Source organism: Streptomyces sp. P9-A2 (assembly GCF_036634175.1).
In the GTDB taxonomy this organism is placed as follows: domain Bacteria; phylum Actinomycetota; class Actinomycetes; order Streptomycetales; family Streptomycetaceae; genus Streptomyces; species Streptomyces pratens.
Map to the genome: position 1 here is coordinate 804964 of NZ_JAZIFX010000001.1, position 24022 is coordinate 828985.

Genomic DNA, 24022 nt, shown 5'->3' on the forward strand with positions numbered 1-24022 from the left:
ATCTCCTGGCGGGCGACGCCGGCGGACTTTCCCGCCCGGGGCGGGGTCCACGCCCTCTTTCGCCGTCGGCGCGAGCACGGGCTGATCGCCGAGTTCCACGACCGGCTGCGCGGACGGGTGCGTGAGCACGAGGGCCGTGAGGCCGAGCCCACAGCGGGGATCATCGACGCACCGTCGGTGAAAGCACCCGCGTCGGTGCCGGCCGAGTCCCGGGGCTTCGACGGCGCAAAGAAGATCAACGGCCGCAAGCGGCGCATCGTGGTGGACACCCTCGGGCTGCTGCTGGCCGTGACGGTCACAGCAGCGTCGGTCACCTGTCGGGAGGCAGGCCACAGCCTGCCGGCCCGGCTGCGCGAGCGGCACTGACGGATCACGCGGGTGCGGGCCGACGGCGGCTGCACCGGGCAGCCGGTCGATACCGTCCACACCCTCTGGCGGCTCACGCTGACGGTGGCCGAACGCAGCGACGGTGCGGCAGGGGTCATCGTGCTGCCCAAGAAATGGCTGATGGAGCACACGTTCGAGTGGCTATGCGCTCACGCCGTCCGGTCCGCAACTACGAGCGGCGACCCGAGGGCGGCGGTCCCGGCGGTCTTGCCCAGCGTTCGGATCCGGTGTGAGACTTCGGAACCGCCTTGGCTGATAAAGGAGTTGGGCTTGTCGCCTACGGGAAGATCGTTACGACCCCTGACCATCCTCTTCGCACCGGAGAGCGCGTACGGGCCGACGAACAACTGCGTAGGGATCGGGGGTGTCCTGCGCCGCCGGGGGCACCGTGTGGTGTTCGCCGCGGAGGCGTCCTGGAAGGGCCGCCTCGCGCCGCTCGGTTTCGAGGAGGACCTGGTCGATCTGGCCCCGCCGCCCGAACAACCCCAGGACGCGGGCCAGTTCTGGAAAGATTTCATACGCGACACCGCGCCCGAGTTCCGGAAGCCGACCATCGAGCAGCTGGGCACCTGGATCAAGCCGGTGTGGGAGGAGCTGGTCTCCGGCGCCCGGTACTGCGAACCGCAGATGAAGGAGATCATCGACCGGGTCCGGCCGGATGTGATCGTCGAGGACAACGTTGTGTGCTTCCCTGCGTTGACCACGGCGGGCGTACCTTTCGTGCGGATCGTTTCCTGTAACCCGCTGGAGATGAAAGGCGAGCACGTTCCACCGCCGTTCTCCGGGTACCCGGCCGGGGACCGGAGCGAGTGGGACGAGTTCCGCGCCGAGTACGACCGCACGCACCGGAGCCTGTGGAGCGACTTCAGCGCCTGGGTGACCGAGCAGGGCGCGCGTCCGCTGCCCGACCTGGAGTTCATCCACGAGGGCGACCTGAACCTGTACGTCTGTCCCGAGTCTGCCGACTACACGGACGCCCGTCCGCTGGGCCCCACCTGGCACCGGCTGGACTCCTCGGTCCGCGAGACGCAGGAGAGGTTCACGCTGCCGCCCGGCCTGGCCGACGGCGGCGCGCTGATCTATTTCAGCCTCGGCTCGCTCGGCTCGGCCGACGTGGACCTCATGCGCAGGGTCATCACCTCGCTCGCCCGCACCCCGCACCGCTACATCGTCTCCAAAGGCCCGCTGCACGAGGAGATCGAGCTGCCGCCGAACATGTGGGGCGAGGAATTCCTGCCGCAGACCCGGATCCTCCCGCTGGTCGACCTCGTCATCACGCATGGCGGCAACAACACGACCACCGAGGCCCTCCACTTCGGTAAGCCCATGATCCTGCTGCCGCTGTTCTGGGACCAGCACGACAACGCCCAGCGCATGGCCGAACTGGATTACGGCGTCCGGCTCGACCCGTACCGCTTCACCGACGCCCAACTCCACGGCGCGATCGGCCGTCTGCTCGGCGATACGACTCTGCGGCGCGCCCTCACCGAAGCCGGTGAGACGATCCGGGCGCGCGACGGGCTGCATACGGCCGCGGATCTGATCGAACGGGCCGCCACGGGCTGACTGCGCCGGCCCTCGGACGAACTACGACGACTGGCGCGCGTGCGCGCACGACCCCGCAGAGAACGAGGAGGTCACCCACAGCACGTGGGTGACTCTCGAACCGACCGACCCGGACAACGGCTGTCCGGCGCCGGACCGGAGCAACGGGGCAAGGTGGACCTGCGTGGCCGGGACGAAGACGGCGGCCCTGACTGCCGGGACCCCTTCCCCCGCGACAGCAACCGCACCTTCCCGAACGGCCCCCCGGACAGCTCGGACGGCTCCGGCGGCTCGTCCGGCGGGGCAACGGGAGCATCTGCCGCCACACCCGCTGCTGCCGGCGCAGCCGCGACACGCAGGCGCCGGACCGCGGACGCACCTGCGCATCAGCCCTGAACGCCGGAGATGAGACGGCACACCCTGAAAGACTCCGAAAGGCGTGTCTGCCCAGGTCGGCCCAAGGCGTCACCGCATCGCCGCCGGTCCGCGCCGCCAACCGGTGAACTTCTGGACTTCACGCTGAGGTTCCACCTGCGAGGCGCCGATGAGGACCTGGTGGCGCCGGTTCACACGACGCTGGAGCAGGTGCGGAACGGCGCGTACCGGTACACAGGTGATGACGTGGGCTTTCAGTCAGCACCGAACCAGCACGGGAGTCAGCACGGCGCCCCCGAATCATGCCCCAGTAGTGCAACTCGGACAGCCTCTTTCACAACCCTGTCCAAGGCCATCGAGGAGACCTCGACGCTGCCCCCATAGTGGGGGCACGCACTCCCGCACCCAGAACTATGGTGTCCCACCACATACGCCTCTCATCTGCGCGTTCCTACCGTGTGGCGACACACAAACGTCCCCGTCGAACGCCAGGAAGTGGTGCCGATGTCCTCCCCCGCGACCGCTCCACCAGCCCCGTCGAACCTCAAGCGCATCGTCGCCGCGAGCCTCATCGGCACCACCATCGAGTGGTACGACTTCTTTCTCTACGGCGCCGCCGCCGCACTCGTCTTCAACAAGCTGTTCTTCCCCGGCTCCGACCCGCTCGTCGGTACACTGCTGTCGTTTCTGACGTACGCGGTCGGGTTCGCCGCCCGGCCGCTGGGTGCTTTGGTCTTCGGGCACTACGGGGACCGGCTCGGGCGCAAGAAGCTGCTGGTGCTGAGCCTGCTGCTGATGGGCGGTGCGACCTGTGCGATCGGCTTGCTGCCCACACACGCGACGATCGGCAGCGCCGCACCCGTGCTGCTCACCGTGCTCCGGCTGGTCCAGGGTTTCGCACTGGGCGGTGAGTGGGGAGGGGCCGTGCTGCTGGTGTCCGAGCACGGTGACGCGCGACGTCGCGGATTCTGGGCCTCCTGGCCGCAGACCGGTGCCCCGGCGGGGCAGTTGCTGGCGACCGGTGTGCTCTCCATCCTGACCGCTGTGCTCTCGGACGCGGCTTTCGGCAGCTGGGGCTGGCGCATCCCGTTCCTGCTCTCCGGAGTGCTCGTGATCGTCGGTCTGTGGATTCGGCTCTCCGTCGACGAATCGCCGGTGTTCAAGGAGGCGTTGGCACAGGCCGAGTCCCGTGAGGCGGACGCCGGGGCCCTCGCCGAGCGAATGCCGCTGGTGGCCGTGCTGCGGCACCACTGGCGTGATGTGCTGGTCGCGATGGGCGCGCGCATGGCGGAGAACATCAGTTACTACGTGATCACCGCGTTCATCCTCGTCTACGCCACCACGTCGGCCGGCGTGTCCAAGCAGACGGCGCTGAACGCCGTACTGGTCGCCTCCGCCATCCATTTCGTCACCATCCCGGCCTGGGGTGCGCTGTCGGACCGGATCGGGCGGCGGCCCGTGTATCTGATCGGCGCGGTCGGCGTCGGCCTGTGGATGTTCCCGTTCTTCGCGCTGATCGACACCGGAGGATTCGGTGCCCTGCTCCTCGCGGTGACCGTGGGCCTGGTGATGCACGGTGCGATGTACGCGCCGCAGGCCGCCTTCTTCTCCGAGATGTTCGCGACGCGGATGCGCTACTCCGGGGCCTCGATAGGTGCCCAGTTCTCCTCCGTGGCCGCGGGCGCGCCCGCGCCGCTGATCGCCACCGCGCTGCTCGCGGACTACGACAGCTCCACCCCGATCGCCCTGTACGTCATCGCCGCGAGCCTCCTGACGGTCGTCGCCGTGGTCGCGGCCAAGGAGACCCGTCACCGGGACCTGAACGAGATCGCCCCGGGAGGAAAGGCACAGGGGCCGGCCGGGACCCCCGCCAAGGCGCCGGCCACGACGCAGGACGCGCACACCGGCTGATCACGACGGTCGCCGGTCGCCACCGGTCCGACCCTCGTACGCCCGCACCGGGCGTACGAGGGTCGGCGCTGTCCCGGCCTGCGCCGACCCTGGTGTCGGTACCCGGCCGGCACGGGTACCTACGCCCCCGCCGGCGCCGAGAACCGGTACAGGCGCAGGGCGAGTTGGATCTCCAGGGCGCGGTCCGGGCTCTGCCAGTCGTCGCCGAGGAGGCGGCCGACGCGGTCCAGGCGCTGGGCCACCGTGTTCACGTGCACGTGTAGGTCGTCCTTGGTGCGGACGGGGCTCATGCCGCAGGCGAAGTACGTGTCGAGGGTGCGCAGCAGGTCGGTGCCGCGCCGTTGGTCGTACGCGACGACCGGGCCGATGGTGCGGTCGACGAAACCCGTGATGTCGCCCTCCCCGGCCAGGAGCAGCCCAAGGAAGCCGAAGTCCTCGGCGGCGGCGCCGTCGCCGGAGCGGCCGAGCACGCGCAGGGCGTCGAGGCAGCGTCGGGCCTCCACGTAGGCCGTGGCCACGGTGTCGGGGCGGGCGGTGAGGTGCTCGACCGGGGCGGAGGCTCCGACGGTGACCGGCTCGTGGACGGCCGTGCCGAGCTGGCGGGCGGTGCGGCGGGCCAGCTCGGTGGCCGTGTCGTCGGGGCCGAGGGGGAGCAGCAGGACGGTGCCGCCGTCGCGTGCGGCGGCGAGGCCTTGACGGGTCGCCGCGAGGTGCGATGCCGCGGCCCACAGACGCCGGCGGGCGTCCGCTTCCTCGTCGGCGTCGGCGGCGGAGCCCTCGATGCGGGCGGAGAGTACGGCGTGGGTCGCCTCGAGGTCGGCGTGCAGCCGGGCCGCGCGCTCGCGCATCAGGCGCGGATCGCGGTCGCGGGCGTCGAGCAGGTCGTCGAGCAACTCACCCCGGACGCGCTGCTCGGCCTCGGCGGCGGAGCGGCGGGCGAGCAGCAGGAGCGAGGTGACCATGGCCGCGCGTTCCAGAGTGCGCTGGTCGACGGGGTCCAGGCCGGGGTGGCCGCGCAGCACAAGGGCTCCGAGGAGTTCATCGCCCGCGGACACGGCCGCGACCCAGTCGCGGCCGTGGCGCACCACGTGTGCTTCCGCGCGGGACGCCTCGAGGGCCCGAGTGGGCGCGGTGGCGGCCTCGGTGAACTCGACCGTGCCGTCCAGGACCTCGGAGACGGCAGCGGCCACGTCGTGGACCCCGCCACCGCGCAGGACGAGTTCGGCGAGCCGGTCGTGGACGTCGGAGGCGCGTTCGATGACTCCGCTGCGGTCCTGGATGATCTCGTTGGCGCGCTCCAGACCGGCGAGGGCCGAGCGGGTCTCGGCGAGCAGGTTCGCGGTGTCGATGGCGGCCGCGGCGAGTGCGGCGAAGGACCCGAGCAGGGCGATCTGTTCCCGCTCGAAGACCCGGGCCCGCCGGTCCGCGGCGAACAGCACGCCGATGACGGTGTGCCCGAGCATGAGAGGTACCCCGACGATGGCCACGAGCCCCTCGTCCCGGACGCTGGTGTCGATGGTGAGGGTGTGCTCGAAGCGGTCGTCCCGGAAGTAGTCGTCGGTGACATAGGGGCGGGCGGTCTGGGCGACCAGGCCGCCGAGCCCCTCCCCCATGCCGAGGCGCAACTGCTGGAAGCGGGCCGCGACCGAGCCCTCGGTGACCCGCATGTAGGTGTCGCCCCGGGCCGGGTCGTTCAGACTGAGGTAGGCGACGTCGGTGCCGAGCAGTGAGCGGGCGCGCTGCACGATCGCCTGGAGCACGGCGTCCAGGTCGCGCAGTCCGGCGAGGTCGTGGGCGGTCTCGAAGAGCGCGGACAGCTCGGCCTCACGGCGGCGCCGTCCCTCCAGGTCGGAGCGGACGCGCAGGGCGAGCCTCCGGGCCTGTTCGAGGGCGGTGATCCGCTCGGTGGGCAGTCCCTCGGCACGGGCCAGGAGCACCGGCTGATCGTAGGCCTCGGCTGACGCGCCCCGGGCCAGGAGTTCCAGGAACGGCGTCTCGGCACTGCCCTGTGCGGGCCGGTCGTGCGGCTCGGATGCGGACCGGCCGTGCGGCTCGGATGCGGACCGGTCCTCGGGGCGCGTCCGGTCCGGCACGGCACCGGGGGCCGGACGCTCGACGGGCTGCAGGTGATCGCGGGACATGGACACAGGATTCCTCATCCCACGGCCACCCCGTCAGGCCTGTGGACAACCCGGTGGGCGGGGGGCCGTGGGCCTGTGGACAACATGGCCGAGCGGGCACCGGGTGACATCCGGCGTGGGTTCCTGGGTGAGGGGGGCGGCGGTGGCGCGACGGCCGGCTCCGGCTCTCCCTTCCCTCTCGTCACCGGTCGGTCGTGGCTCAGTGCGCGGTCCAGCCACCGTCCAGCACGAACGACGTTCCGGTGACGAACGACGCCTGTGGGGCGCACAGGTACGCCACCGCCTCGGCGACCTCCTCCGGTTCGATGAGCCGCTTGACCGCGCTGTCCTGCAGCATGACGGTGGCCACGACCTCCTCCTCGGGGACGCCGTGCGCCCGTGCCTGGTCGGCGATCTGCTTCTCGAGCAGTGGGGTGCGCACATAGGCGGGGTTCACACAGTTCGAGGTGACACCATGGGGTGCGCCTTCGAGAGCAGCGGTCTTGGACAGTCCCTCGAGACCATGTTTGGCGGACACATAGGCGGACTTGTAGGCCGAGGCCCGCAGCCCATGGACTGAGGACACATTGACGATGCGGCCCCATCCCTGTCCGTACATGTGGGGCAGGGCGCCGCGGATGAGCCGGAACGGTGCCTCGAGCATCACGGTGAGCACCGTGTGGAAGACGGCGGGCGGGAAGTCCTCGATCGGGCGGACCAGTTGCAGTCCGGCGTTGTTGACCAGTACGTCCGTGCCCGCGGCGGCGACCTCGGCGGCGTCCAGGTCCATGAGGTCGAGGACATACGGCTCGATGCCGCCGCCGAGGTCCTGGGCCTGCTCGGCCAGCGCCTCCAGGCCGGCGGCGTCCCGATCGACGGCTCTCACCTTGGCGCCGGCCGCCGCGAGCCGCAGCGCGCAGGCGCGGCCGATGCCGCCGGCGGCACCGGTGACGAGGGCGGTGCGGCCACCGAGGTCGAGCAGGGGGGCCAGGGGGGTGGAGAGGGCGTGGGGCGCGGTCATGTCCCGACCCTAGGCAGCCCCCCTACCCCGCCCCATGTGGTTGCGCCCCACAGTTCAGCCAGAAGTAGTGGGGTCGAACCATGTGGGTGTGTCAGCCATGGCTTGCTTGATGCGGAAACGCCCGAACTCGTTCAGCTCCGGCAGCGCGTCCACGGCGAACCAGGCGACGTCCAGTGATTCGTCGTCGTTGACCCGGGCCTCACCGCCGACGGCACGGCAGCGGAAGGTGATGTCCATGTACTGGCAGATGTCGCCGTTTCCGTACGTCACCGGGTTCAGCGCCTGGACCAGCACGACCCGCTCGACGACGCAGTGCACCGCGGTCTCCTCCTCGACCTCGCGCACCGCGCAGGCCGCGGGCTGCTCCCCCGGGTCCGGGATGCCGCCGAGCACCGACCACTTGCGGGTGTCGGACCGGCGGTTCAGCAGCACTCTGCCCTCATCGTCGAAGACGACGGCGGTGACCCCGGGAAGCCAGAGCAACTGGTGACCGGCGGAGACGCGCAGGGTACTGATGAAATCAGGAGTAGCCATGCCCCGACCTTAACGCGCAGGTCGGGCCGCTCCACGGCACTTCAGGGGGTGCGTCCTCCGTACGACCGCGCGTCACCGGCGCGTCCGCCCGCGCACACCGGTGCCGACGGCCCACCCCAGGCCGCCCGCGGCAACCAGGACAAGGGCGATCTCGGGTAGGACGCCGAGGCGGGTGGCGGGGGTCCGGGAGGAGCGCAGCGGCACCTCCTGCACCAGGGAGTCGGCGACGAACATGCCGGTCTTCCGGCTGACCGTCCCGTCCGGCATGATGATCGCGCTGACACCGCTGGTCACCGGGACGGTGACGGTGCGGCTGTGCTCGACGGCGCGGACCCTGGACATGGCGAGCTGCTGGTATGTCATCTCGCTGCGGCCGAAGGTCGCGTTGTTGCTGGGTACGGAGATCAGCTGGGCGCCGTCGGTGACCGTGTCGCGCACCGCCCAGTCGAAGGCCGCCTCGTAGCAGGTGACCAGTCCCACTCCGGTGCCGGCCATGCTGAACACACCGGGTTCGGTGCCCCGGCTGAAGTCCTGGCGGACCATCGACGTCCACTCGTCGTTGATCGCCCCGACCAGGGAGCGCAGCGGAAGGTACTCGCCGAAGGGCTGGATCTGCCGCTTGTCGTAGGTGTCGACAGGGCCCTTCGCCGGGTCCCAGAGGACCTGCTCGTTGAGCAGCCTGCCGTCCTTGCCCACCACGGCGCCGACCGAGATCGGGGCCCCGATCGCCCGGGCCGCGCGGTCGATGACGGCACGCGCGTCGGCGTTGGTGAAGGGGTCGATGTCGGAGGAGTTCTCCGGCCACAGCACGATGTCGGGCCGCTCGGCCCTGCCCGCGTCGACGGCGGCGGCCAGGCGCTCCGTCTCGCGCGCGTGGTAGTCGAGGACGGCACGCCGCTGGGAGTTGAAGTCGAGCCCCAGACGCGGCACGTTGCCCTGGACGACCGCGACGGTCGCCGTGCCGTCCTCGGCCGTGTCGCTCACCAGTGGCCGGGTGGCGACCGCGGCCACGAGGGGCACCGTCACGCTCAGGGCGCCGACGGCCGCCGCCACGCGCCGCACGGTCCCGGTACGGCGGGCGTCCAGGGACACGCGCGCGATCTCGTACAGGCCGAAGCCGCACAGGACGACCGCGAAGCCGAGCACGGGGGTGCCGCCCAGCGCGGCGAGCGGCAGGAACACGCCGTCCGCCTGCCCGAAGGCGACCTTGCCCCAGGGGAAACCGCTGAACGGCACGCGCGCGCGCGCCGCCTCCCCCGCGGTCCAGAGAGCGGCGGCCCACACCGGCCATCCGGGCAGCTTCGAGACCGCGGCGACACCCGCACCGACCAGCGCGACGAAGACCGCCTCGATCGCGGCGAGGGCGATCCACGGCCCGGGGCCGACCTCCACACCGGTCCACACCAGCAGCGGCAGCAGGAAGCCCAGGCCGAAGAGACAGCCGAGGCCGAGCCCCGCCTTCCAGCTCCGCCCGCGCAGCAGCAGGCCGAAGACGGCGAAGGCGGGCAGCGCCAGCCACCACAGGGTGCGGGGTGGGAAGCTGACGTAGAGGAGCAGCCCGGAGAGTGCTGCCGCTGCGGCCGGAACGAGACGCACGAGCCACCGGTGCCACGAGCTGGGCGCGGTCTGCGGGGGCATCGGGTCCGACTCGCCGACGGAGGTTGCGATGACGGTCACTCCGCGAGTCTACGGCGACCGACCTGGGCGTCGGCCGTACCGACCGCGCGGGAGACCGGCCGACGGGAGGGCCGTACGGGAGGGATGGGCCGCAGGTGGAGGCGGGGCTCGTCAAACACGTCCCCCGCACATCCCCGGACCGCCCACCAGCCGCTACCGTGCGCCGGTGCCTCGGTCGTGCCGGCCCGTCGCGGGGTCGGCGGCCGGTGTCCGTCACAGGTCGGGGGTGACACGGTGCGGGGGTGCGGGGTGGGTTCCGCGGGGATGGTTTTCGCCGGCCCGGATGCGGACTGCGGAAGACGGAGCGGTCCGGACACGGCGGGCGTCGTGGTGGGCAACGCGCTGGACTTCACCGCGCTTCCGGTGGGGGCGGACCTGCTCGCGGGACTCGCGACGGCCGGTCCGCTCGCCGTCGGCGCACCGGAGCGGCCGACGGACACGAACACTCCCGTACGCGGGACCCGGCGCACACCGTGACCGCCCCGGTGCGGTGGCTCAGCCTGCCGGGTCCGGCCGGTGCGGGTGGAGACGGGCGCGGATGACGGTCACCGCCGCCTGCGCGTCGTCCACGGTGATCGTGAAGGTGTGTCCGTCCCACAGGCTCAGGGCGATGCCCTCGCCCCGGCGCACGACGACGGCGGTGCCCTTCTCCGGCCTCCAGCGGTAGCCCCAGCCGCCCCAGTGCCGCGGGGTGACGTGCGGGACGAACTCGGCTCCGGCGACGTGCGACAGCGGGATGCGGCGGCGCGGCACTCCGATGTGGCCGCAGCGCACTTCCAGGTGGTCCTCGTCGACCCGCAGGGCGACGTGCACGAAGGCGAGCGTGCCGAACAGGACCAGCAGCCCGGCCGCGATGCACCCGACGACGGCCATGGCCAGCGGCGCGACGCCGCTCGACCAGGCCGAGTCGACGGCCAGCACGATGCCGAGTGCCATGCAGGCGGCGCCGATCAGCGCCAGCAGCCACTGCATCCGGTTGGTCGCGCGGCCGGTCCAGACATCGGGGTGCGGGGTGTGGGCACCGCGGGGGTGGTCCCTCATGCCTTCGAGATTACTCACGTTTCGCTTCGCGGGGACCGCGGTGCCCGGCGCCACTGCGCCGACCGGGTGTGCCAGGAGCCGGGGTGCGGGTGGCCGGGGTGCTGGTGGCCGGGGCTCACCCCGTGGGGGTGACCTGCTGGAGAAGCCTGCCTTCCGCGTAGGCGAGGGCGGGCGGGGGCAGCGCGCCCTCACGGCCGCTCAGCAGCACGGTGAGGGTGCCGGTCGCCGGGGCCTCGGGTGCGGGTTGCTCACCGAGGCGGCGCATGGTCTGGGCGGCGACCGCTCCGGCGGAGCCGTGCAGGACGAGCGGCGGCAGGCCGGGGCGCTGCACGGCGGCCCGGATGTGTTCGGCGACCAGTTCGTAATGGGTGCAGCCCAGGACGACGGTCGTCACATCGTCCGGGGTGAGTTCGGCGGCGGCGACGACGGCGGCGGCGATCGCGCTCTCGTCCGCGCGTTCCACGGCCTCCGCGAGTCCCCAGCACGGCACCTCGACGACGTCGACGCCGCCGGCGAAGTCCTGTATGAGGTTCCGCTGGTACGGGCTGCCGGTCGTGGCCGGAGTCGCCCAGATCGCCAGCGGTCCGCCTCCGGCCGCCGCCGGTTTGATCGCCGGGACGGTGCCGACGACGGGCAGGGCCGGTTCGAGGCGGGCGCGCAGGGCGGTGAGCGCGTGCACGGTCGCGGTGTTGCAGCCGACAATCAGGGCGTCGGGCCGGTGCGCGGCAGCCGCTTCGGCGACGGCGAGGGCGCGGGCGGTGAGGTCCTGTGGGGTCCTGGGTCCCCAGGGCATGCCGTCGGGGTCGAGGGAGAGGACGAGATCGGCGTCGGGGCGGAGGTGCCGTACCGCTGCGGTGGCCGCCAGCAGGCCGATTCCGGAGTCCATGAGCGCGATCTTCACCCGGTCACAATAGTCGATGGGCCGTGTCCGGCCGCTCGTCCGGGGCAGACTGCGCACGTGAGCGCCCTTGTGTGGACCGCCGTCGTGTCCCTCGTCGTCTGGCTGTGGCTGCTGTTCGGCCAGGGCTTCTTCTGGCGTACGGACGTCCGGCTCCCGCCCCGGCGGGAGCCGGAGCCGTGGCCGGCGGTGAGCGTGGTCGTCCCCGCGCGGGACGAGGCGGCGGTGCTGCCGGTGAGCCTGCCGTCGCTGCTCGCCCAGGACTATCCCGGGCGGGCGGAGGTCTTCCTCGTCGACGACGGCAGTACGGACGGCACCGGGCGGCTCGCGCGTGAACTGGCGGACCGGCACGGCGGGCTGCCGCTGACCGTGGGTTCGCCCGGTGAGCCGCCGGCCGGCTGGACCGGCAAGCTCTGGGCGGTGCGGCACGGCATCGGCCTGGCACGCGCGTGTGCGCCCGAGTACCTGCTGCTCACGGACGCCGACATCGCGCACGCGCCCGACAGTCTGCGGCGGCTGGTCGCGGCGGCCCGCACCGGAGGGTTCGACGTCGTCTCGCAGATGGCGCGGCTGCGTGTGGAGAGCGTCTGGGAGCGGATGGTCGTACCGGCGTTCGTGTACTTCTTCGCGCAGTTGTATCCGTTCCGCCGGATCGGGCGGAACGGATCGCGGACGGCCGCGGCGGCCGGGGGCTGTGTGCTGCTGCGCGCGGAGGCGGCCGAGCGGGCGCGGATCCCGGACTCCATCCGGCAGGCCGTCATCGACGACGTGGCGCTCGCGCGGGCGGTCAAGGCCGGCGGCGGCCGGGTCTGGCTGGGTCTGGCGGACGGGGTGGACAGTGTGCGCCCGTACCCGCGGCCGGCCGACCTGCGGCGCATGGTGTCGCGCTGCGCGTACGCGCAGTTGCGGCACAGTCCGGTGCTGCTGGCGGGTACGGTCGCGGGTCTTGGGCTGGTGTACCTGGTACCGCCGGTGGCGGTGGTCGCGGGACTGGCGGCGGGGGATACGCCGGCCGTGGCCGCCGGTGCGGCGGCCTGGCTGGTCATGACGGGGACGTACGTCCCGATGCTGCGCTATTACCGGCAGCCGTTGTGGCTCGCTCCCCTGTTGCCGCTCACCGCGTTCCTGTACCTCCTGATGACGCTCGATTCGGCGGTGCAGCACTACCGCGGGCGGGGGGCGGCCTGGAAGGGCCGCACCTACCCGCGTCCGGGCGCCGTGCCCGACGAGGGCTGAACCGCCGAGGGCTGAACCGGCGGCCCGTCAGGCGTCATGGCGATCGGGGGGCGCGTGCTGCCGGAGCCGCGCGTGGCCAGAGGTCACTTGCGGCCGGGGGTCCAGTTCATTCCCCAGCCGTAGGCGCGGTCGACGGTGCGCTGCGGGCTGACGCCCCGCTCGGGCACCAGGTAGCGGGCCTCGCGCTGGACGACGAGGTCGCCGCCGGTGTTGGTGATGAGGGCGAGGGCGCACACCGTCGAGGGAACGGTGCACTCGTCGAGCGAGAAGTCGATCGGGGCGCCGTGCTGCGGCTGGAGCGTGACCGTGGCGTGCAGGTCGGCGAAGGAGCGGGCGCCCTCGTAGATGGTGACGAAGACGAGGATGCGGCGGAAGTACTGCTGGTGGTCGAGGCTGATGGTGAGGTTCTCGCCGGAGTCCACGGCGCCGGTGCGGTCGTCGCCGTCGAGGTGGATGAAGGGGGGCCGCTGCAGTGCCCCGTACGCGTTCCCGAGGGCCTGGACGACTCCCTTGCTGCCGTCGCTGAGTTCGAACAGGGCGCACAGGTCGAGGTCGAGGTCGGCGTGCATGGCGACCGGACGGCCCAGCTTGCCCGCCCAGCCGGAGAACTGTTTGCGCACCTGCCAGTTGAGGTTCACCCGGAGGGCGCCCGAGGTTCCCCCTTGTTTGGTCAGTGAGACGGAGGGCGCGGCCTTGGTGAGCGTCACCTTGGTGAGCCGGACCGGCGACGCGGCGGGAGACGCGGCAGACGGGGGCGGGGCGGCCGGCCGGGCCACCGGGGGCGTCGGCGTGGCGACCGGGGGTGCGGGGGCGGCCGGCGGAGCCGTCGCCGGGGAGGCGGGAACGGTGTGCTGCGGCTCGTCCACGGTGATGCCGTATTCGGTGGCCAGTCCCTCGAGTCCGCTGCTGTAGCCCTGTCCGACGGCGCGGAACTTCCAGGCGCCCTGGCGGCGGTAGAACTCGCCGAGCACGAAGGCGCTCTCGCTGGTCGCGTCCGTGCTGTCGAAGCGGGCCGCGACGGTGCCCTGCGCGGCGTCCTTGATCTCGATGTACAGGCCCGGGATCCGGCCGAAGGTGCCGCCGTCGGAGGAGGCCGCGAGGATCACCGTCTCGATGCCGGGCTCCACGCGCGCCAGGTCGACGAGGACGGTGTCGGTGACCTGCCCGCCCGCGTTCCGCTTGCCCTCGTGCCGGACGGCTCCGGAGGAGTGGGCAGGCTGGTTGTAGAAGACGAAGTCGCCGTCGGAGCGGACCTTGCCGCCGGCCAGCAGGAGCGCGGAGGCGTCCGCGTCGGGGACTCCGGGGCCGGTGCGCCATCCCAGCTCCACCCGGAGTGCCGTGGTCGGCACCGGTGTGTTCGACCCCTTCGACATTGACATGTCCACCCCCATCACGTGTCACCTCGCCAGGCGATGCCCGGCATGCGTCATGCCCTGCCCGCACAACCTAATACCCGCGCGCGGGAACTCCCACAGGGCGTGCGCGGAGAGGCCGATCACCCCGGGCACCCCCTGCCGAAATCCGGCTTTTATCAGATGACCACCAGGGAGTACAGCCGTTTCATCCAACTTCGCCCGAATTGGCTATCCCAGGGTGCGTCGGACACGGAAAACAACCCTCTTATCGCTCTCCCCAACCAGCACATCGTGGGCTTAACTTATGGCCATGACCTCCCCCCGCTCCACTTATGGCGGCGGCTACTACTCCGCCTCCTTCCCGGACACCCCGATCTACGACTCCCTCGTGGCCGAGCGGGGCACCCCGCAGATCGCCCCGATCCGGGTCCCCTCCGTCTACGACGTGCCGAGCAGTCATCTGCCCGCGCTCCCGTCGGCGTTGCCCGCGCTCCCGGCGGCCCCCTCCCAGCCCCTCTACGGTTATCCGCAGGCGCAGCAGCCGGCCCCGCTCCAGCAGGCGCACGCGCCGTACATTCCGCAGCAGGCCACCACGCCGCGCGGTTACCCCGGGTCCCAGCCGCAGCAGCCGCGTCCGGCCGCTCCCGGCGCGGGCTACGAGGCCATGCGCCCCGCGGCCCCGCGCCCGGCGCCGGCTCCGTACCAGGACCCGTACAACAACCAGCAGTACCGCGGGTACTGAGCAGTCCCCGACACTCACCGGGTACTGAGCCGTTCCGGGCGGTGCGCCCCGGGCCCTGAGCCGTCCCGCGGGCCGCAGACCCATGGAGCCGTCGTCGCCGGCTGACACGATGGCTCCATGGGGAACGCGTTGCTGCACTCGATTCACGTACATCCGGTCAAGGCCTTCCGGAGCCTGCCTCTCCGGGAGGTCGTCGTGGAGCCCTGGGGGCCGACCGGAGACCGGCGCTGGATGCTGATCGACGACGGGGGGAGGGTCGTCACCCAACGCGGGCATCCGCGCCTCGCACTGGCCGCTGCCGAGTTGTTGCCCGGCGGCGGCCTACGGCTGTCCGCTCCCGGCGGGGCCCCGGTGACCGTGTCCGTGCCCGCGCCGGGCGGCCGCACCGAGCGGGTGGAGATCTTCCGCGACAAGATCGACGTGGTGCCGGCCGAGGACGACGCCGTGCACGCCTGGTGCAGCGCCTTCCTCGGCGCCGACGTACGTCTGGTGCACCTGGACGAGCCCGCCACGCGCCGGCCGGTCGATCCCGGGTTCGCCCTGCCGGGCGAGACGGTCAGCCTCGCCGACGGCTATCCCCTGCTGCTCACCACGACCGCGTCCCTCGACGCGCTCAACGCCCTGGTCGCCGGGGGTGCTCACGCGGAGGAAGGGCCCCTGCCCATGAACCGCTTCCGGCCGAACCTGGTCGTCGAGGGCACCAACGCCTGGGCCGAGGACACCTGGTCACGCGTCACGGTCGGCGAGGTCTCCTTCCGCGTCGCCAAGCCCAGCGGCCGGTGCGTGGTGACGACCACCGACCAGCACACCGCCGAGCGCGGCCGGGAACCCCTGCATTCGCTCGGCAGACACCGCCGGTTCGGCGACCGGCTGGTGTTCGGGCAGAACCTGGTGCCCCTCGCGCCCGGTACGGTCCGGGTCGGCGACCCGGTCACGGTCCTCGCCTGACAAATACGATGCGGACCCGCCCGCCGTACGGCTCCCGTACCAGGGGTCCGTCCCGGTGCTCGTGCGCACCGCCTCGCCCGGCGGACGCCGTGTCGGCTCTCCTCCGTTCCCGCCCGGCTTCCCCGAGCGGGCGCGGGAACCGCGTTCCGGGCCCGCCCGTCGGCCTTTCCGAGAAGCCGATGAGAGGGCCTCGGGGTGACGTCCCTCTCTCTTCGGCGGATTCTCGGGGGAACGGCTCCGCTGCGGCGTTATTACGGATGGAGGGGAAGGGGGTGCGGCCGGTGCGGGTGATCAGCGGGCTCTGGCGCTGGCGGCACAATCCGCTGTGCCGCCCGACCGACCTGGCCGAGGGCCGGCTGGCGCTCATGGCGCTGCTGCTCGTCCTCGTCGCCGCTCCGCTCGCCGGTGTCCTCGCCGGGAACGCCACCGAGGACGCCCTTCAGCATGCCGTGCGCGAACAGCACAAGGCGCGACACCAGGTACGGGCCACGGTGGTGCGGGTTCTCGAGCCCGCCCGCCCGGAGCTCGACCCGGAGGGTTCGTCCGGCCAGGCCCTGCGCACCCGGGTCATGGCCCGCTGGACCGCCCCGGACGGCACCGGGCACCAACGCCCGGTGCTGATGCGTCTGAAGGACCCGCGCCCGGGCGGGCACTTCCCCCTGTGGACCGACGGCGGGGGCCGCACGACGGCCCGCCCGATGGACACCGCGACGGCGACGACGCACGCCGTGCTCGCGGGCTTCGGCGCGGCCCTGTTGACGGCGGCCCTGATCGAGGGCGCACGACGGCTGACGGTCCGGCGCATGGTCCGGCACCGGTACGCCGCCCTGGACCGGGCATGGGACAAAGCGGGCCCCGACTGGGGCAGGACCGGCACCGGAAGCTGACCGCCTTCCGCCTCTGGTCAATCCGGCGGCCGTGCGCACGCTACGGTGGTCCGGCCGAAGGAATCGACGAAAACCCGCGTACGACGAGGTGGGGGCACAGCTACGCCATGGCACAGGGCACGGTCCAGGTGACGCACACCGGCACATCGCGGTGGCGGCGCCGCACAGGTGAGTACGCGTCGCTCGCCGCGGCCCTGGAGGCCGCGGCCGAAGGCGACGTCCTCACCGTCGCTCCGGGCACCTACCGGGAGAATCTCGTCGTGGAGCGGGCGGTGACCCTGCGCGGTCCCGAGGGCTCGCCCGGCTCGGTGCGCATCGCACCCCTGGACGGGGTTCCGCTGACCGTACGCGCTTCGGCGGTGGTCCAGGACCTGCACGTGGAGGGGCAGGACGCGGCGGCGCCCGCCCTGCTGGTCGAGGACGGCACCCCGGAACTGCGGGACATACGAGTGGTCACCCGGTCCGCGGCCGGCATCGAGGTGCGCGGCGGCGCCCGGCCGACGGTCCGCCGGTGCACGGTCGACAATCCGGCGGGGATCGGCATAGCCGTGCTCGACGACGGGGGCGGTGTGTTCGAGGAGTGCGAGGTCGTCGCCGCCGGGCAGGCGGGCGTCGCGGTACGCGGGGGCGCCCGTCCCCGCTTCGAGCGCTGCCGCGTGCACCATGCCGCCGGCTCGGGCCTGACCGCGACCGGGGAGAACTCGGCGCTCGAGGCGGTGGGCTGCGAGGTCTACGAGGTGCGGGGCAGCGGTGTCCAGGTGACCGGCCGGGCGACCGCGCACCTCACCGACTGCGATGTGCACCGCACCACCGGCGACGGGGTCACGCTCGACACCGACGCCGTGCTGACGCTGGCCGACTGCCGTATCCACGACATCCCGGAGAACGCGGTCGACCTGCGGTCCCGCTCCGTGCTCACCATGACCCGTACCACTGTGCGGCAGTTCGGCCGCAACGGCCTGTCGGTGTGGGACCCGGGCACCCGCGTGGACGCCCATCAGTGCGAGATCTTCGACAGCACCGGTGACTACCCGGCGGTGTGGGTGAGCGACGGCGCCACCGCCGTCCTGGACTCCTGCCGGGTGCACGACGTGCCGGACGCCCTGTTCGTCCTCGACCGCGGTTCGCGCGTGGACGTGGTCGACAGTGATCTGTCGCAGGTGCGCAACACCGCCGTGTCGGTGAGCGACGGCGCCACCGCCCAGCTCGACGACTGCCGGATCCGGGAGGCGGCCACGGGCGCCTGGTTCCGGGACCACGGCAGCGGCGGCACCCTCAACAACTGCACCCTGGACGGGATGCAGACCGGTGTGATCGTCACCAAGGGCGCCGACCCGACCGTGGAGCGCTGCACCATCGACTCCCCCGCCGAGGCCGGTGTCTACGTCTCGGCCGGCGGTCGCGGCAGCTTCCTCGATTGCCGGGTCACAGGCAGCGGAGGCTACGGCTTCCACGTGATAGACGGCAGCCGGACGACGCTGCGCAAGTGCCGCACGGAACGCTGCGCGCGCGGTGGGTACGAGTTCGCCGAGAGCGGCGCGGCTCCCGGCACGGGGGGCCCGGTGGTGGAGGACTGCAGCAGCGACGAGAGCGGCAGCCTCGCGTCACCGTCGGCACCGGCGCCTGCCGTGCAGACCACGGAGCACTCCCCCGGCCTCCTCGGCACCGTCCCCGGGCAGTCCGCCGAACCGGCCCCGCCCGGACCGGCCCCCGGGCCCGAGAAGGAGCTGCGCCCGTCGAGGACCGTGCTCGGCGAACTCGACGCGCTGGTGGGCCTGGAGAGCGTCAAGCGGGAGGTACGGGCCCTCACCGACATGATCGAGGTGGGCCGGCGCCGGCAGCAGGCGGGGCTGAAGGCCGCGTCCGTCAAGCGTCACCTGGTCTTCACGGGTTCCCCGGGCACCGGCAAGACCACGGTCGCGCGGCTGTACGGCGAGATCCTCGCCTCCCTCGACGTGCTGGAGAAGGGGCATCTGGTCGAGGTCTCGCGCGTCGATCTGGTCGGCGAGCACATCGGCTCGACGGCGATCCGTACCCAGGAGGCGTTCGAGAAGGCGCGCGGCGGTGTGCTGTTCATCGACGAGGCGTACGCGCTCTCCCCCGAGGACTCCGGGCGCGACTTCGGCAAGGAGGCCATCGACACGCTCGTGAAGCTGATGGAGGACCACCGGGACGCGGTCGTGGTGATCGTCGCGGGGTACACGGCCGAGATGGAGCGGTTCCTGTCCGTCAACCCGGGTGTGGCGTCCCGTTTCTCACGGACCATCACCTTCGGCGACTACGGGGCCGGTGAGCTGTTGCGGATCGTGGAGCAGCAGGCCGAGGAGCACGAGTACCGGCTGGCGCCGGGTGCCTCGGAAGGCCTGCTGAAGTACTTCACGGAGATGCCCAGGGGCCCCGCCTTCGGCAACGGCCGTACGGCGCGGCAGACGTTCGAGGCGATGGTGGAGCGGCACGCGAGCCGGGTCGCCCAGCTGCCGGAGCCGAACACGGACGACCTGACCCTGCTCTTCGCCGAGGACCTCCCCGAGCTGCCCTGATCCGGAGGGCACCGCACGCGTCGCGACTCGCCTCTCACGCGGTGGGCGCCTCCGTGCCGGTGCGGGCGCCGTCGTCGAGGTCTCCCGTGCGGCGCGGTGCCGGGACGTCCGGTCGCAGCCGGGCGAGCAGCCGTCGGCGTTCCTCGGCGAAGGCTGGGTCCGCCTGGTAGTCGGAGTGGCCGAGGATCGGGGCGGGCAGTGGGTGGCTCCCGGTGCGGCCGTACGCCAGTGGGTCCTTGAGCGGGGGGCGGTCCACCTCGGGGCCGCAGTCGCCGGGCAGCCGCACCGGGCCGCCGATGGGGTCGGTGCGGCGGTGGAGGTTGCGCCAGCAGTCGACGTCCTGGTGCAGCGCGCCGAGCGCGTCCGGTCCGAAGTGGGCGGGGAACCAGCGGCCGTACAGCCGCTCCAGCGGGGAGCCGTAGGTGAGCAGGGCGACGCGCCTCCGGGTGGACGGGGTGAGCTGCCAGGCCGCGGCGGCGGCGAGGACGCTGCCCTGGGAGTGGCCGGAGAGCACCAGGCGTCCGCCGGTGGCCCGCGTCCAGGTCTCGATCCGCCAGGTCAGGTCGGGCACGGCGCGTTCGGCGTAGCAGGGCGGGGCGAAGGGGTGGGCGGCACGGGGCCAGAAGGTGCCGACGTCCCACAGAATGCCGATCGTGCGCCGCGCGGAGGCGTCCTTGTAGGCGCGCCGGCCCCAGGTGACGAACAGTATGAAGCCGAGTCCGATCAGCCAGGAGCCCAGGGCCTGCGCCGTTTCGGCGGCGCCGTGGACGACGGCGTAGGTTCCCTGTGCGGCCTCGCCCGGCGTGCGGTCGGTGGCCAGCGCGCCGATGAGGGCGCCCGCCCCCAGCAGCAGGGTGGCGGCGGAGGTGACGGCGAGGATGCGGGGTCCCCGGTCGGTGAGGGAGGCCATGGCGCGTGCGTTGGCGATCCGCCGGGTGCGGGCGGGGTCACCGGTTTCGCCCGGGAACTCGCGTGCCACGGCGGTACGCTCGTCGCGGGCGATGTTCCAGGCCCGCCGGGCCAGCCAGCAGCAGAGCCCGAGAAGCAGGACGAGCAGCGGCGGGATCACGGCCGCCTGCCAGGTCAGGACCACCGGCGGCCCGGGGATCGACGTCCCGGTGCCGTCCAGCCAGTCGGAGACGCGCTGGGCCACGCCGCCGGACATCACGCCGCCCAGCGCGCAGGCCAGCATCACGACGGCCGGTCCGGCCAGGCCCCGCATGGCGGCGCGCCGGTCGGGGGCGCTGCGATGCAGGGCGTGGGCGACACCGGCGAGGACGATCACGAGCAGGCCCTGGACGAGGGCGGTCGCGCCGAAGGCCATGTCGCCGGGGAGCCGGCCCGCCGAGTCCCAGCCGGGGCGGCGCCATCCGGCGTACACCAGGGTGAGGGCGAGCAGGAGGAGCGCGGCCAGGGGCAGCAGGCGCAGCAGGTGTGCGTCGAGGGCGTCGTCGAGACGGCGGTCGGTGCGGCCGCGGCGGCAGACCACCCACACCACGACGGCCGCGGCGGCGAACAGGGCCGCTTGCACGAGGGGGCCGAGGAGCGCCAGTGCCGCGGATCCGCCCGGTGCTCGGTCGTGCCGGGCGGCCGCCAGGGCGAGGGCGAAGGCGACGGTGAGCAGTCCGGCGGCGGTGTGCGCGGCACGGAGCCGGGCGACCAGGCGACGGCCGTACCAGAAACCGGGTCGGCTCAGGGCGGTGGGGCCGCCGTCCTCGGGCTCGGTCTCGTGGGTCATCGGCTGCTGGGACTCGTACGCGCTCCAGGTGCGCAGGGACAGATACCACAGCAGCCCGGTCAGGGCGGTGGGCACCAGGGCGGCGAGGCCGAGCCGGCGCCCCGGCTCGCTCCACCAGCCGTCGTCCGATGCCTCGGGGGAGAGGAAGCCGAGCCAGGAGTGCCGGTCGGCGCACGCCCGCGTGCCCGCGCACTGCCAGGCCGACAGGTCGAGGGCGACCTCGCACGCCGCCGCGACGAGCAGCACCGTCAGGCTCAGTCCGGCCAGCCGCACCAGCAGTCCGTACAGCCGGGTGAGGCGTCTGCGGCCTCGGGCCGCCGGGCGCATCCAGTGGGCGAGGTTGACCACCATGAAGGGCAGCAGCAACAGCCACAGGGCGCGGGTGCCGTTCCCGGAGGTGAGGTTGCACCAGACGTAGGCCTCGGGGACCGGTCCGTGCCGGTGGCCGGCGGGCGGGCGCTCCGCGCGGACGTCGTCGGCGCGCCGGAATATGGCGGCGACGTCGTCGCCGGCGATCCGCACGGTGCGCGGATCGTTCAGCATGTCCTGCGGGGTGGCGCCGCCCACTCCGTGGACCAGGAGTTCCAGGGCGGTCCCCGAGTCCTCCGGCCGCTCGGCGGGGCCGTCCGTGGTCTCGGCCCGCTCGGCCGGTCTGTCTTCCCGCGTATGTTCCACTGCTTCGCACTTCCCCCGTGACACGCCGTCGGATCCGTCCGTGCGGGCAACAGGATCCCCCCGCCGGAGCGGCTGACACCTCTCCTCACGGAATCTCCCCGATCCGGGTGACGAACGGACGACCCACGGGACAACCATGACATGTTCGCGACGAAAGCTGGGTGCGCCGCCCTTGCCCCGGCATGCGAGGATGGGACGCCGACGCACCGGCGGCGGGAGGAACGTGCCAGTCGGACCGGGTGCGCGGGGCGTGTCGGACGGCTTGGCTGCGAAAGGACCGGAGCGTACGTGAGCGAGAATCAGAACCTCCTCGCGGAGCAGCGGCGCACCCTGATCCTCGACGAGGTCCGGCGCCGCGGCGGAGTCCGGGTCAACGAACTGACCCGTAAGCTCGGCGTGTCGGACATGACGGTCCGCCGCGACCTCGACGCACTCGCCCGGCAGGGCGTGCTGGAGAAGGTGCACGGCGGCGCGGTCCCGCTGGTCGAGGCCAGCACCCATGAGCCCGGCTTCGAAGCCAAGTCCGGTCTGGAGCTGAGCGCGAAGGAGGACATCGCGCGAGCGGCGGCCGAACTGGTCCCGCCGGGCGCGGCGATCGCCCTCTCGGGCGGTACGACGACGTACGCGCTGGCCGGCCGGCTGCTCGACGTGCCCGACCTCACCGTGGTCACCAACTCGGTGCGGGTGGCGGACGTCTTCCACGCGGCCCAGCGCACCTCGGACCCCCGCCAGGGTGCGGCCACGGTCGTCCTGACCGGCGGTGTGCGCACGCCGTCCGACTCACTGGTGGGGCCGGTGGCGGACCAGGCGATCGCGGCGCTCCACTTCGATCTGCTGTTCCTCGGCGTGCACGGGATATCGATCGAGGCCGGGCTGTCGACGCCCAACCTCGCCGAGGCCGAGACGAACCGGCGTCTGATGCAGTCTGCGCGACGGGTGGTCGTGGTGGCCGACCACACCAAGTGGGGCACGGTGGGCCTGAGTTCCTTCGCGTCCCTGGACCAGGTGGACACGCTGGTGACGGACTCCGGACTGCCGGCCGAGGCCCGCGACGAGATCTCCGAGCATCTGCCGCGGCTGGTCGTGGCGGGCGAGCCCGAGGAACCGGCGGAACCCTCGGACGTCTGACCGGGCCGCAGGAACTCGGTTCCCGGCCCCCGGTCCCTCCGCCCTCCGGCTCTTCGGCCGGAAGTCACCCGACACCACGGGCTGACGGCGACCGTGCGCGCGGCGGTCGCCGTCAGCCCGGCCAGGCTCCTGTCCGCAGCAGCGTCTCGATCGTCGCCGTGTACGGAGCGACGTCCAGGCCCTGGGCGGCCAGCCAGGCGTCCGAATAGTACTTGTCGAGGTAGCGGTCCCCCGGGTCGCACAGCAGCGTCACCACGCTCCCCGGCCGCCCCTCGGCCACCATCTCGGCGACGATCTTCAACGCGCTCCACAACCCGGTGCCGGTGGAGCCGCCCGCCTTGCGGCCGATCGCCTGCTCCAGGGAGCGTACGGCGGCGACGGCGGCCGCGTCGGGGACCTTCATCATCCGGTCGATCGCGCCGGGCACGAAACTCGGTTCCATCCGGGGCCGGCCGATGCCCTCGATGCGGGAGCCCCGGTCGCAGGTGACGTCCGGATCGCCGGTGGTCCAGCCCTCGAAGAAGCAGGAGTTCTCGGGGTCGGCGACACAGATGCGGGTGTCGTACTGCATGTAGTGGACGTAGCGGGCGAAGGTCGCCGAGGTACCGCCGGTGCCGGCCGTGGCGACGATCCAGGCGGGCTCCGGATGGGGCTCCGACCTCAGCTGGCGAAAGGTGGATTCGGCGATGTTGTTGTTTCCCCGCCAGTCCGTGGCGCGTTCGGCGTAGGTGAACTGGTCCATGTAGTGGCCGCCGGTCTCCGCCGCGAGGGCGGCCGACGCCTCGTACATGGCGCGTGGGTCGTCCACGAAGTGGCACCGGCCGCCGTGGAACTCGATCAGGCGGCACTTCTCGGCGCTCGTCGTGCGCGGCATGACGGCGATGAAGGGCACCCCGATCAGCTTCGCGAAGTACGCCTCGGACACGGCGGTCGAGCCGCTGGAGGCCTCGATCACCGGGCGGCCCGGACGGATCCAGCCATTGCACAGTCCGTAGAGGAAGAGGGAGCGGGCGAGCCGGTGCTTGAGGCTGCCGGTCGGGTGCGTCGACTCGTCCTTGAGATAGAGGTGCACGCCCCACCGGTCCGGCAGCGGGAAACGCAGCAGGTGGGTGTCGGCCGACCGGTTGGCGTCGGCCTGGACCCTGCGCACGGCTTCTTTCAGCCAGTCGCGGTAGCCGGGGTCACTGTGGTCGGCGTCGAGGGTGGTCCCGTCCAAGGTGTGACGGGGTGGTGGGGACTGCTGGGGAGTGCTCACGACAGGGCT

Annotated in this window: 19 protein-coding genes; 10 read left to right on the plus strand and 9 right to left on the minus strand. The window is 72.5% G+C overall.

Going from position 1 to position 24022, the window contains the following annotated elements:
* Window positions 1–117 precede the first annotated feature (117 nt).
* From V4Y04_RS03555 to V4Y04_RS03565, 3 genes are all read left to right on the plus strand, one after another.
* Entirely contained in the window at window positions 118–366 is a 249-nt protein-coding gene (locus tag V4Y04_RS03555; RefSeq protein WP_332425773.1) for a transposase, read from the plus strand.
* 291 nt (window positions 367–657) lie between these two features.
* On the plus strand, window positions 658–1953 hold the full coding sequence (locus V4Y04_RS03560) for a glycosyltransferase (RefSeq protein ID WP_332425774.1): 1296 nt from the start codon (window positions 658–660) through the stop codon (window positions 1951–1953).
* An 858-nt stretch (window positions 1954–2811) separates the two neighbouring features.
* Complete coding sequence (locus V4Y04_RS03565) at window positions 2812–4218, plus strand: MFS transporter (protein WP_332425775.1); 1407 nt, start codon at window positions 2812–2814, stop codon at window positions 4216–4218.
* A gap of 119 nt (window positions 4219–4337) precedes the next feature.
* Here V4Y04_RS03565 and V4Y04_RS03570 read toward each other — a convergent pair whose 3' ends face one another.
* The 4 genes from V4Y04_RS03570 to lnt all read right to left on the minus strand — a co-directional run bounded on the left by V4Y04_RS03570 (window position 4338) and on the right by lnt (window position 9570).
* Window positions 4338–6359: a helix-turn-helix domain-containing protein gene (locus V4Y04_RS03570; protein ID WP_332425777.1), complete on the minus strand. Its 2022-nt coding sequence runs from the start codon at window positions 6357–6359 to the stop codon at window positions 4338–4340.
* Between the two features lie 199 nt (window positions 6360–6558).
* Window positions 6559–7359: a 3-hydroxybutyrate dehydrogenase gene (locus V4Y04_RS03575; protein WP_332425779.1), complete on the minus strand. Its 801-nt coding sequence runs from the start codon at window positions 7357–7359 to the stop codon at window positions 6559–6561.
* Window positions 7360–7413: 54 nt separating this feature from the next.
* Window positions 7414–7893, minus strand: coding sequence for an NUDIX hydrolase (locus V4Y04_RS03580; RefSeq protein WP_332425781.1), 480 nt, complete (start codon window positions 7891–7893; stop codon window positions 7414–7416).
* A gap of 72 nt (window positions 7894–7965) precedes the next feature.
* A complete protein-coding gene (gene lnt, locus V4Y04_RS03585; RefSeq protein ID WP_332425783.1) occupies window positions 7966–9570 on the minus strand; it encodes an apolipoprotein N-acyltransferase in 1605 nt (534 codons plus the stop codon).
* A 327-nt stretch (window positions 9571–9897) separates the two neighbouring features.
* On the opposite strand from lnt, the gene V4Y04_RS03590 reads away from it, so the two are divergent.
* On the plus strand, window positions 9898–10047 hold the full coding sequence (locus V4Y04_RS03590; protein WP_332425784.1) for a hypothetical protein: 150 nt from the start codon (window positions 9898–9900) through the stop codon (window positions 10045–10047).
* Window positions 10048–10065: 18 nt separating this feature from the next.
* Here the strand turns inward: V4Y04_RS03590 and V4Y04_RS03595 are convergent, their stop codons facing one another.
* Window positions 10066–10611 (minus strand): hypothetical protein, encoded by a 546-nt coding sequence (locus V4Y04_RS03595; RefSeq protein ID WP_332425785.1) that lies wholly within the window; start codon window positions 10609–10611, stop codon window positions 10066–10068.
* Window positions 10612–10726: 115 nt separating this feature from the next.
* A complete protein-coding gene (locus tag V4Y04_RS03600) occupies window positions 10727–11512 on the minus strand; it encodes a glutamate racemase (RefSeq protein WP_332425786.1) in 786 nt (261 codons plus the stop codon).
* A gap of 57 nt (window positions 11513–11569) precedes the next feature.
* Between V4Y04_RS03600 and V4Y04_RS03605 the strand changes: the two genes are divergently transcribed.
* Window positions 11570–12745 (plus strand): glycosyltransferase, encoded by a 1176-nt coding sequence (locus V4Y04_RS03605; RefSeq protein ID WP_332425787.1) that lies wholly within the window; start codon window positions 11570–11572, stop codon window positions 12743–12745.
* An 83-nt stretch (window positions 12746–12828) separates the two neighbouring features.
* On the opposite strand, the gene V4Y04_RS03610 is transcribed toward V4Y04_RS03605, so the two are convergent.
* A complete protein-coding gene (locus tag V4Y04_RS03610) occupies window positions 12829–14118 on the minus strand; it encodes a TerD family protein (protein WP_332432694.1) in 1290 nt (429 codons plus the stop codon).
* 292 nt (window positions 14119–14410) lie between these two features.
* Between V4Y04_RS03610 and V4Y04_RS03615 the strand changes: the two genes are divergently transcribed.
* From V4Y04_RS03615 to V4Y04_RS03630, 4 genes are all read left to right on the plus strand, one after another.
* Window positions 14411–14842, plus strand: a complete 432-nt coding sequence (locus V4Y04_RS03615; protein WP_332425790.1) for a DUF6643 family protein — start codon at window positions 14411–14413, stop codon at window positions 14840–14842.
* A 117-nt stretch (window positions 14843–14959) separates the two neighbouring features.
* Window positions 14960–15790, plus strand: a complete 831-nt coding sequence (locus V4Y04_RS03620) for an MOSC domain-containing protein (protein ID WP_332425792.1) — start codon at window positions 14960–14962, stop codon at window positions 15788–15790.
* 281 nt (window positions 15791–16071) lie between these two features.
* Window positions 16072–16677: an Rv1733c family protein gene (locus tag V4Y04_RS03625; protein ID WP_332425793.1), complete on the plus strand. Its 606-nt coding sequence runs from the start codon at window positions 16072–16074 to the stop codon at window positions 16675–16677.
* Window positions 16678–16784: 107 nt separating this feature from the next.
* Complete coding sequence (locus V4Y04_RS03630; protein WP_332425794.1) at window positions 16785–19217, plus strand: right-handed parallel beta-helix repeat-containing protein; 2433 nt, start codon at window positions 16785–16787, stop codon at window positions 19215–19217.
* Between the two features lie 34 nt (window positions 19218–19251).
* Here the strand turns inward: V4Y04_RS03630 and V4Y04_RS03635 are convergent, their stop codons facing one another.
* Complete coding sequence (locus V4Y04_RS03635) at window positions 19252–21630, minus strand: hypothetical protein (RefSeq protein WP_443079941.1); 2379 nt, start codon at window positions 21628–21630, stop codon at window positions 19252–19254.
* Window positions 21631–21918: 288 nt separating this feature from the next.
* Between V4Y04_RS03635 and V4Y04_RS03640 the strand changes: the two genes are divergently transcribed.
* Window positions 21919–22758, plus strand: a complete 840-nt coding sequence (locus tag V4Y04_RS03640; RefSeq protein WP_332425796.1) for a DeoR/GlpR family DNA-binding transcription regulator — start codon at window positions 21919–21921, stop codon at window positions 22756–22758.
* A gap of 112 nt (window positions 22759–22870) precedes the next feature.
* Here V4Y04_RS03640 and V4Y04_RS03645 read toward each other — a convergent pair whose 3' ends face one another.
* Window positions 22871–24013 (minus strand): PLP-dependent cysteine synthase family protein, encoded by a 1143-nt coding sequence (locus tag V4Y04_RS03645; RefSeq protein ID WP_332425798.1) that lies wholly within the window; start codon window positions 24011–24013, stop codon window positions 22871–22873.
* Window positions 24014–24022 lie beyond the last annotated feature (9 nt).

Bases quoted from the DNA above. Each gene is read 5' to 3' on its own strand.
- V4Y04_RS03580 (WP_332425781.1), bottom strand. From the start codon at position 7,893: ATGGCTACTCCTGATTTCATCAGTACCCTGCGCGTCTCCGCCGGTCAC.
- V4Y04_RS03565 (WP_332425775.1), top strand. From the start codon at position 2,812: ATGTCCTCCCCCGCGACCGCTCCACCAGCCCCGTCGAACCTCAAGCGC.
- V4Y04_RS03630 (WP_332425794.1), top strand. From the start codon at position 16,785: ATGGCACAGGGCACGGTCCAGGTGACGCACACCGGCACATCGCGGTGG.
- V4Y04_RS03615 (WP_332425790.1), top strand. From the start codon at position 14,411: ATGACCTCCCCCCGCTCCACTTATGGCGGCGGCTACTACTCCGCCTCC.
- V4Y04_RS03570 (WP_332425777.1), bottom strand. From the start codon at position 6,359: ATGTCCCGCGATCACCTGCAGCCCGTCGAGCGTCCGGCCCCCGGTGCC.
- V4Y04_RS03575 (WP_332425779.1), bottom strand. From the start codon at position 7,359: ATGACCGCGCCCCACGCCCTCTCCACCCCCCTGGCCCCCCTGCTCGAC.
- V4Y04_RS03620 (WP_332425792.1), top strand. From the start codon at position 14,960: ATGGGGAACGCGTTGCTGCACTCGATTCACGTACATCCGGTCAAGGCC.
- V4Y04_RS03610 (WP_332432694.1), bottom strand. From the start codon at position 14,118: ATGTCGAAGGGGTCGAACACACCGGTGCCGACCACGGCACTCCGGGTG.
- V4Y04_RS03595 (WP_332425785.1), bottom strand. From the start codon at position 10,611: ATGAGGGACCACCCCCGCGGTGCCCACACCCCGCACCCCGATGTCTGG.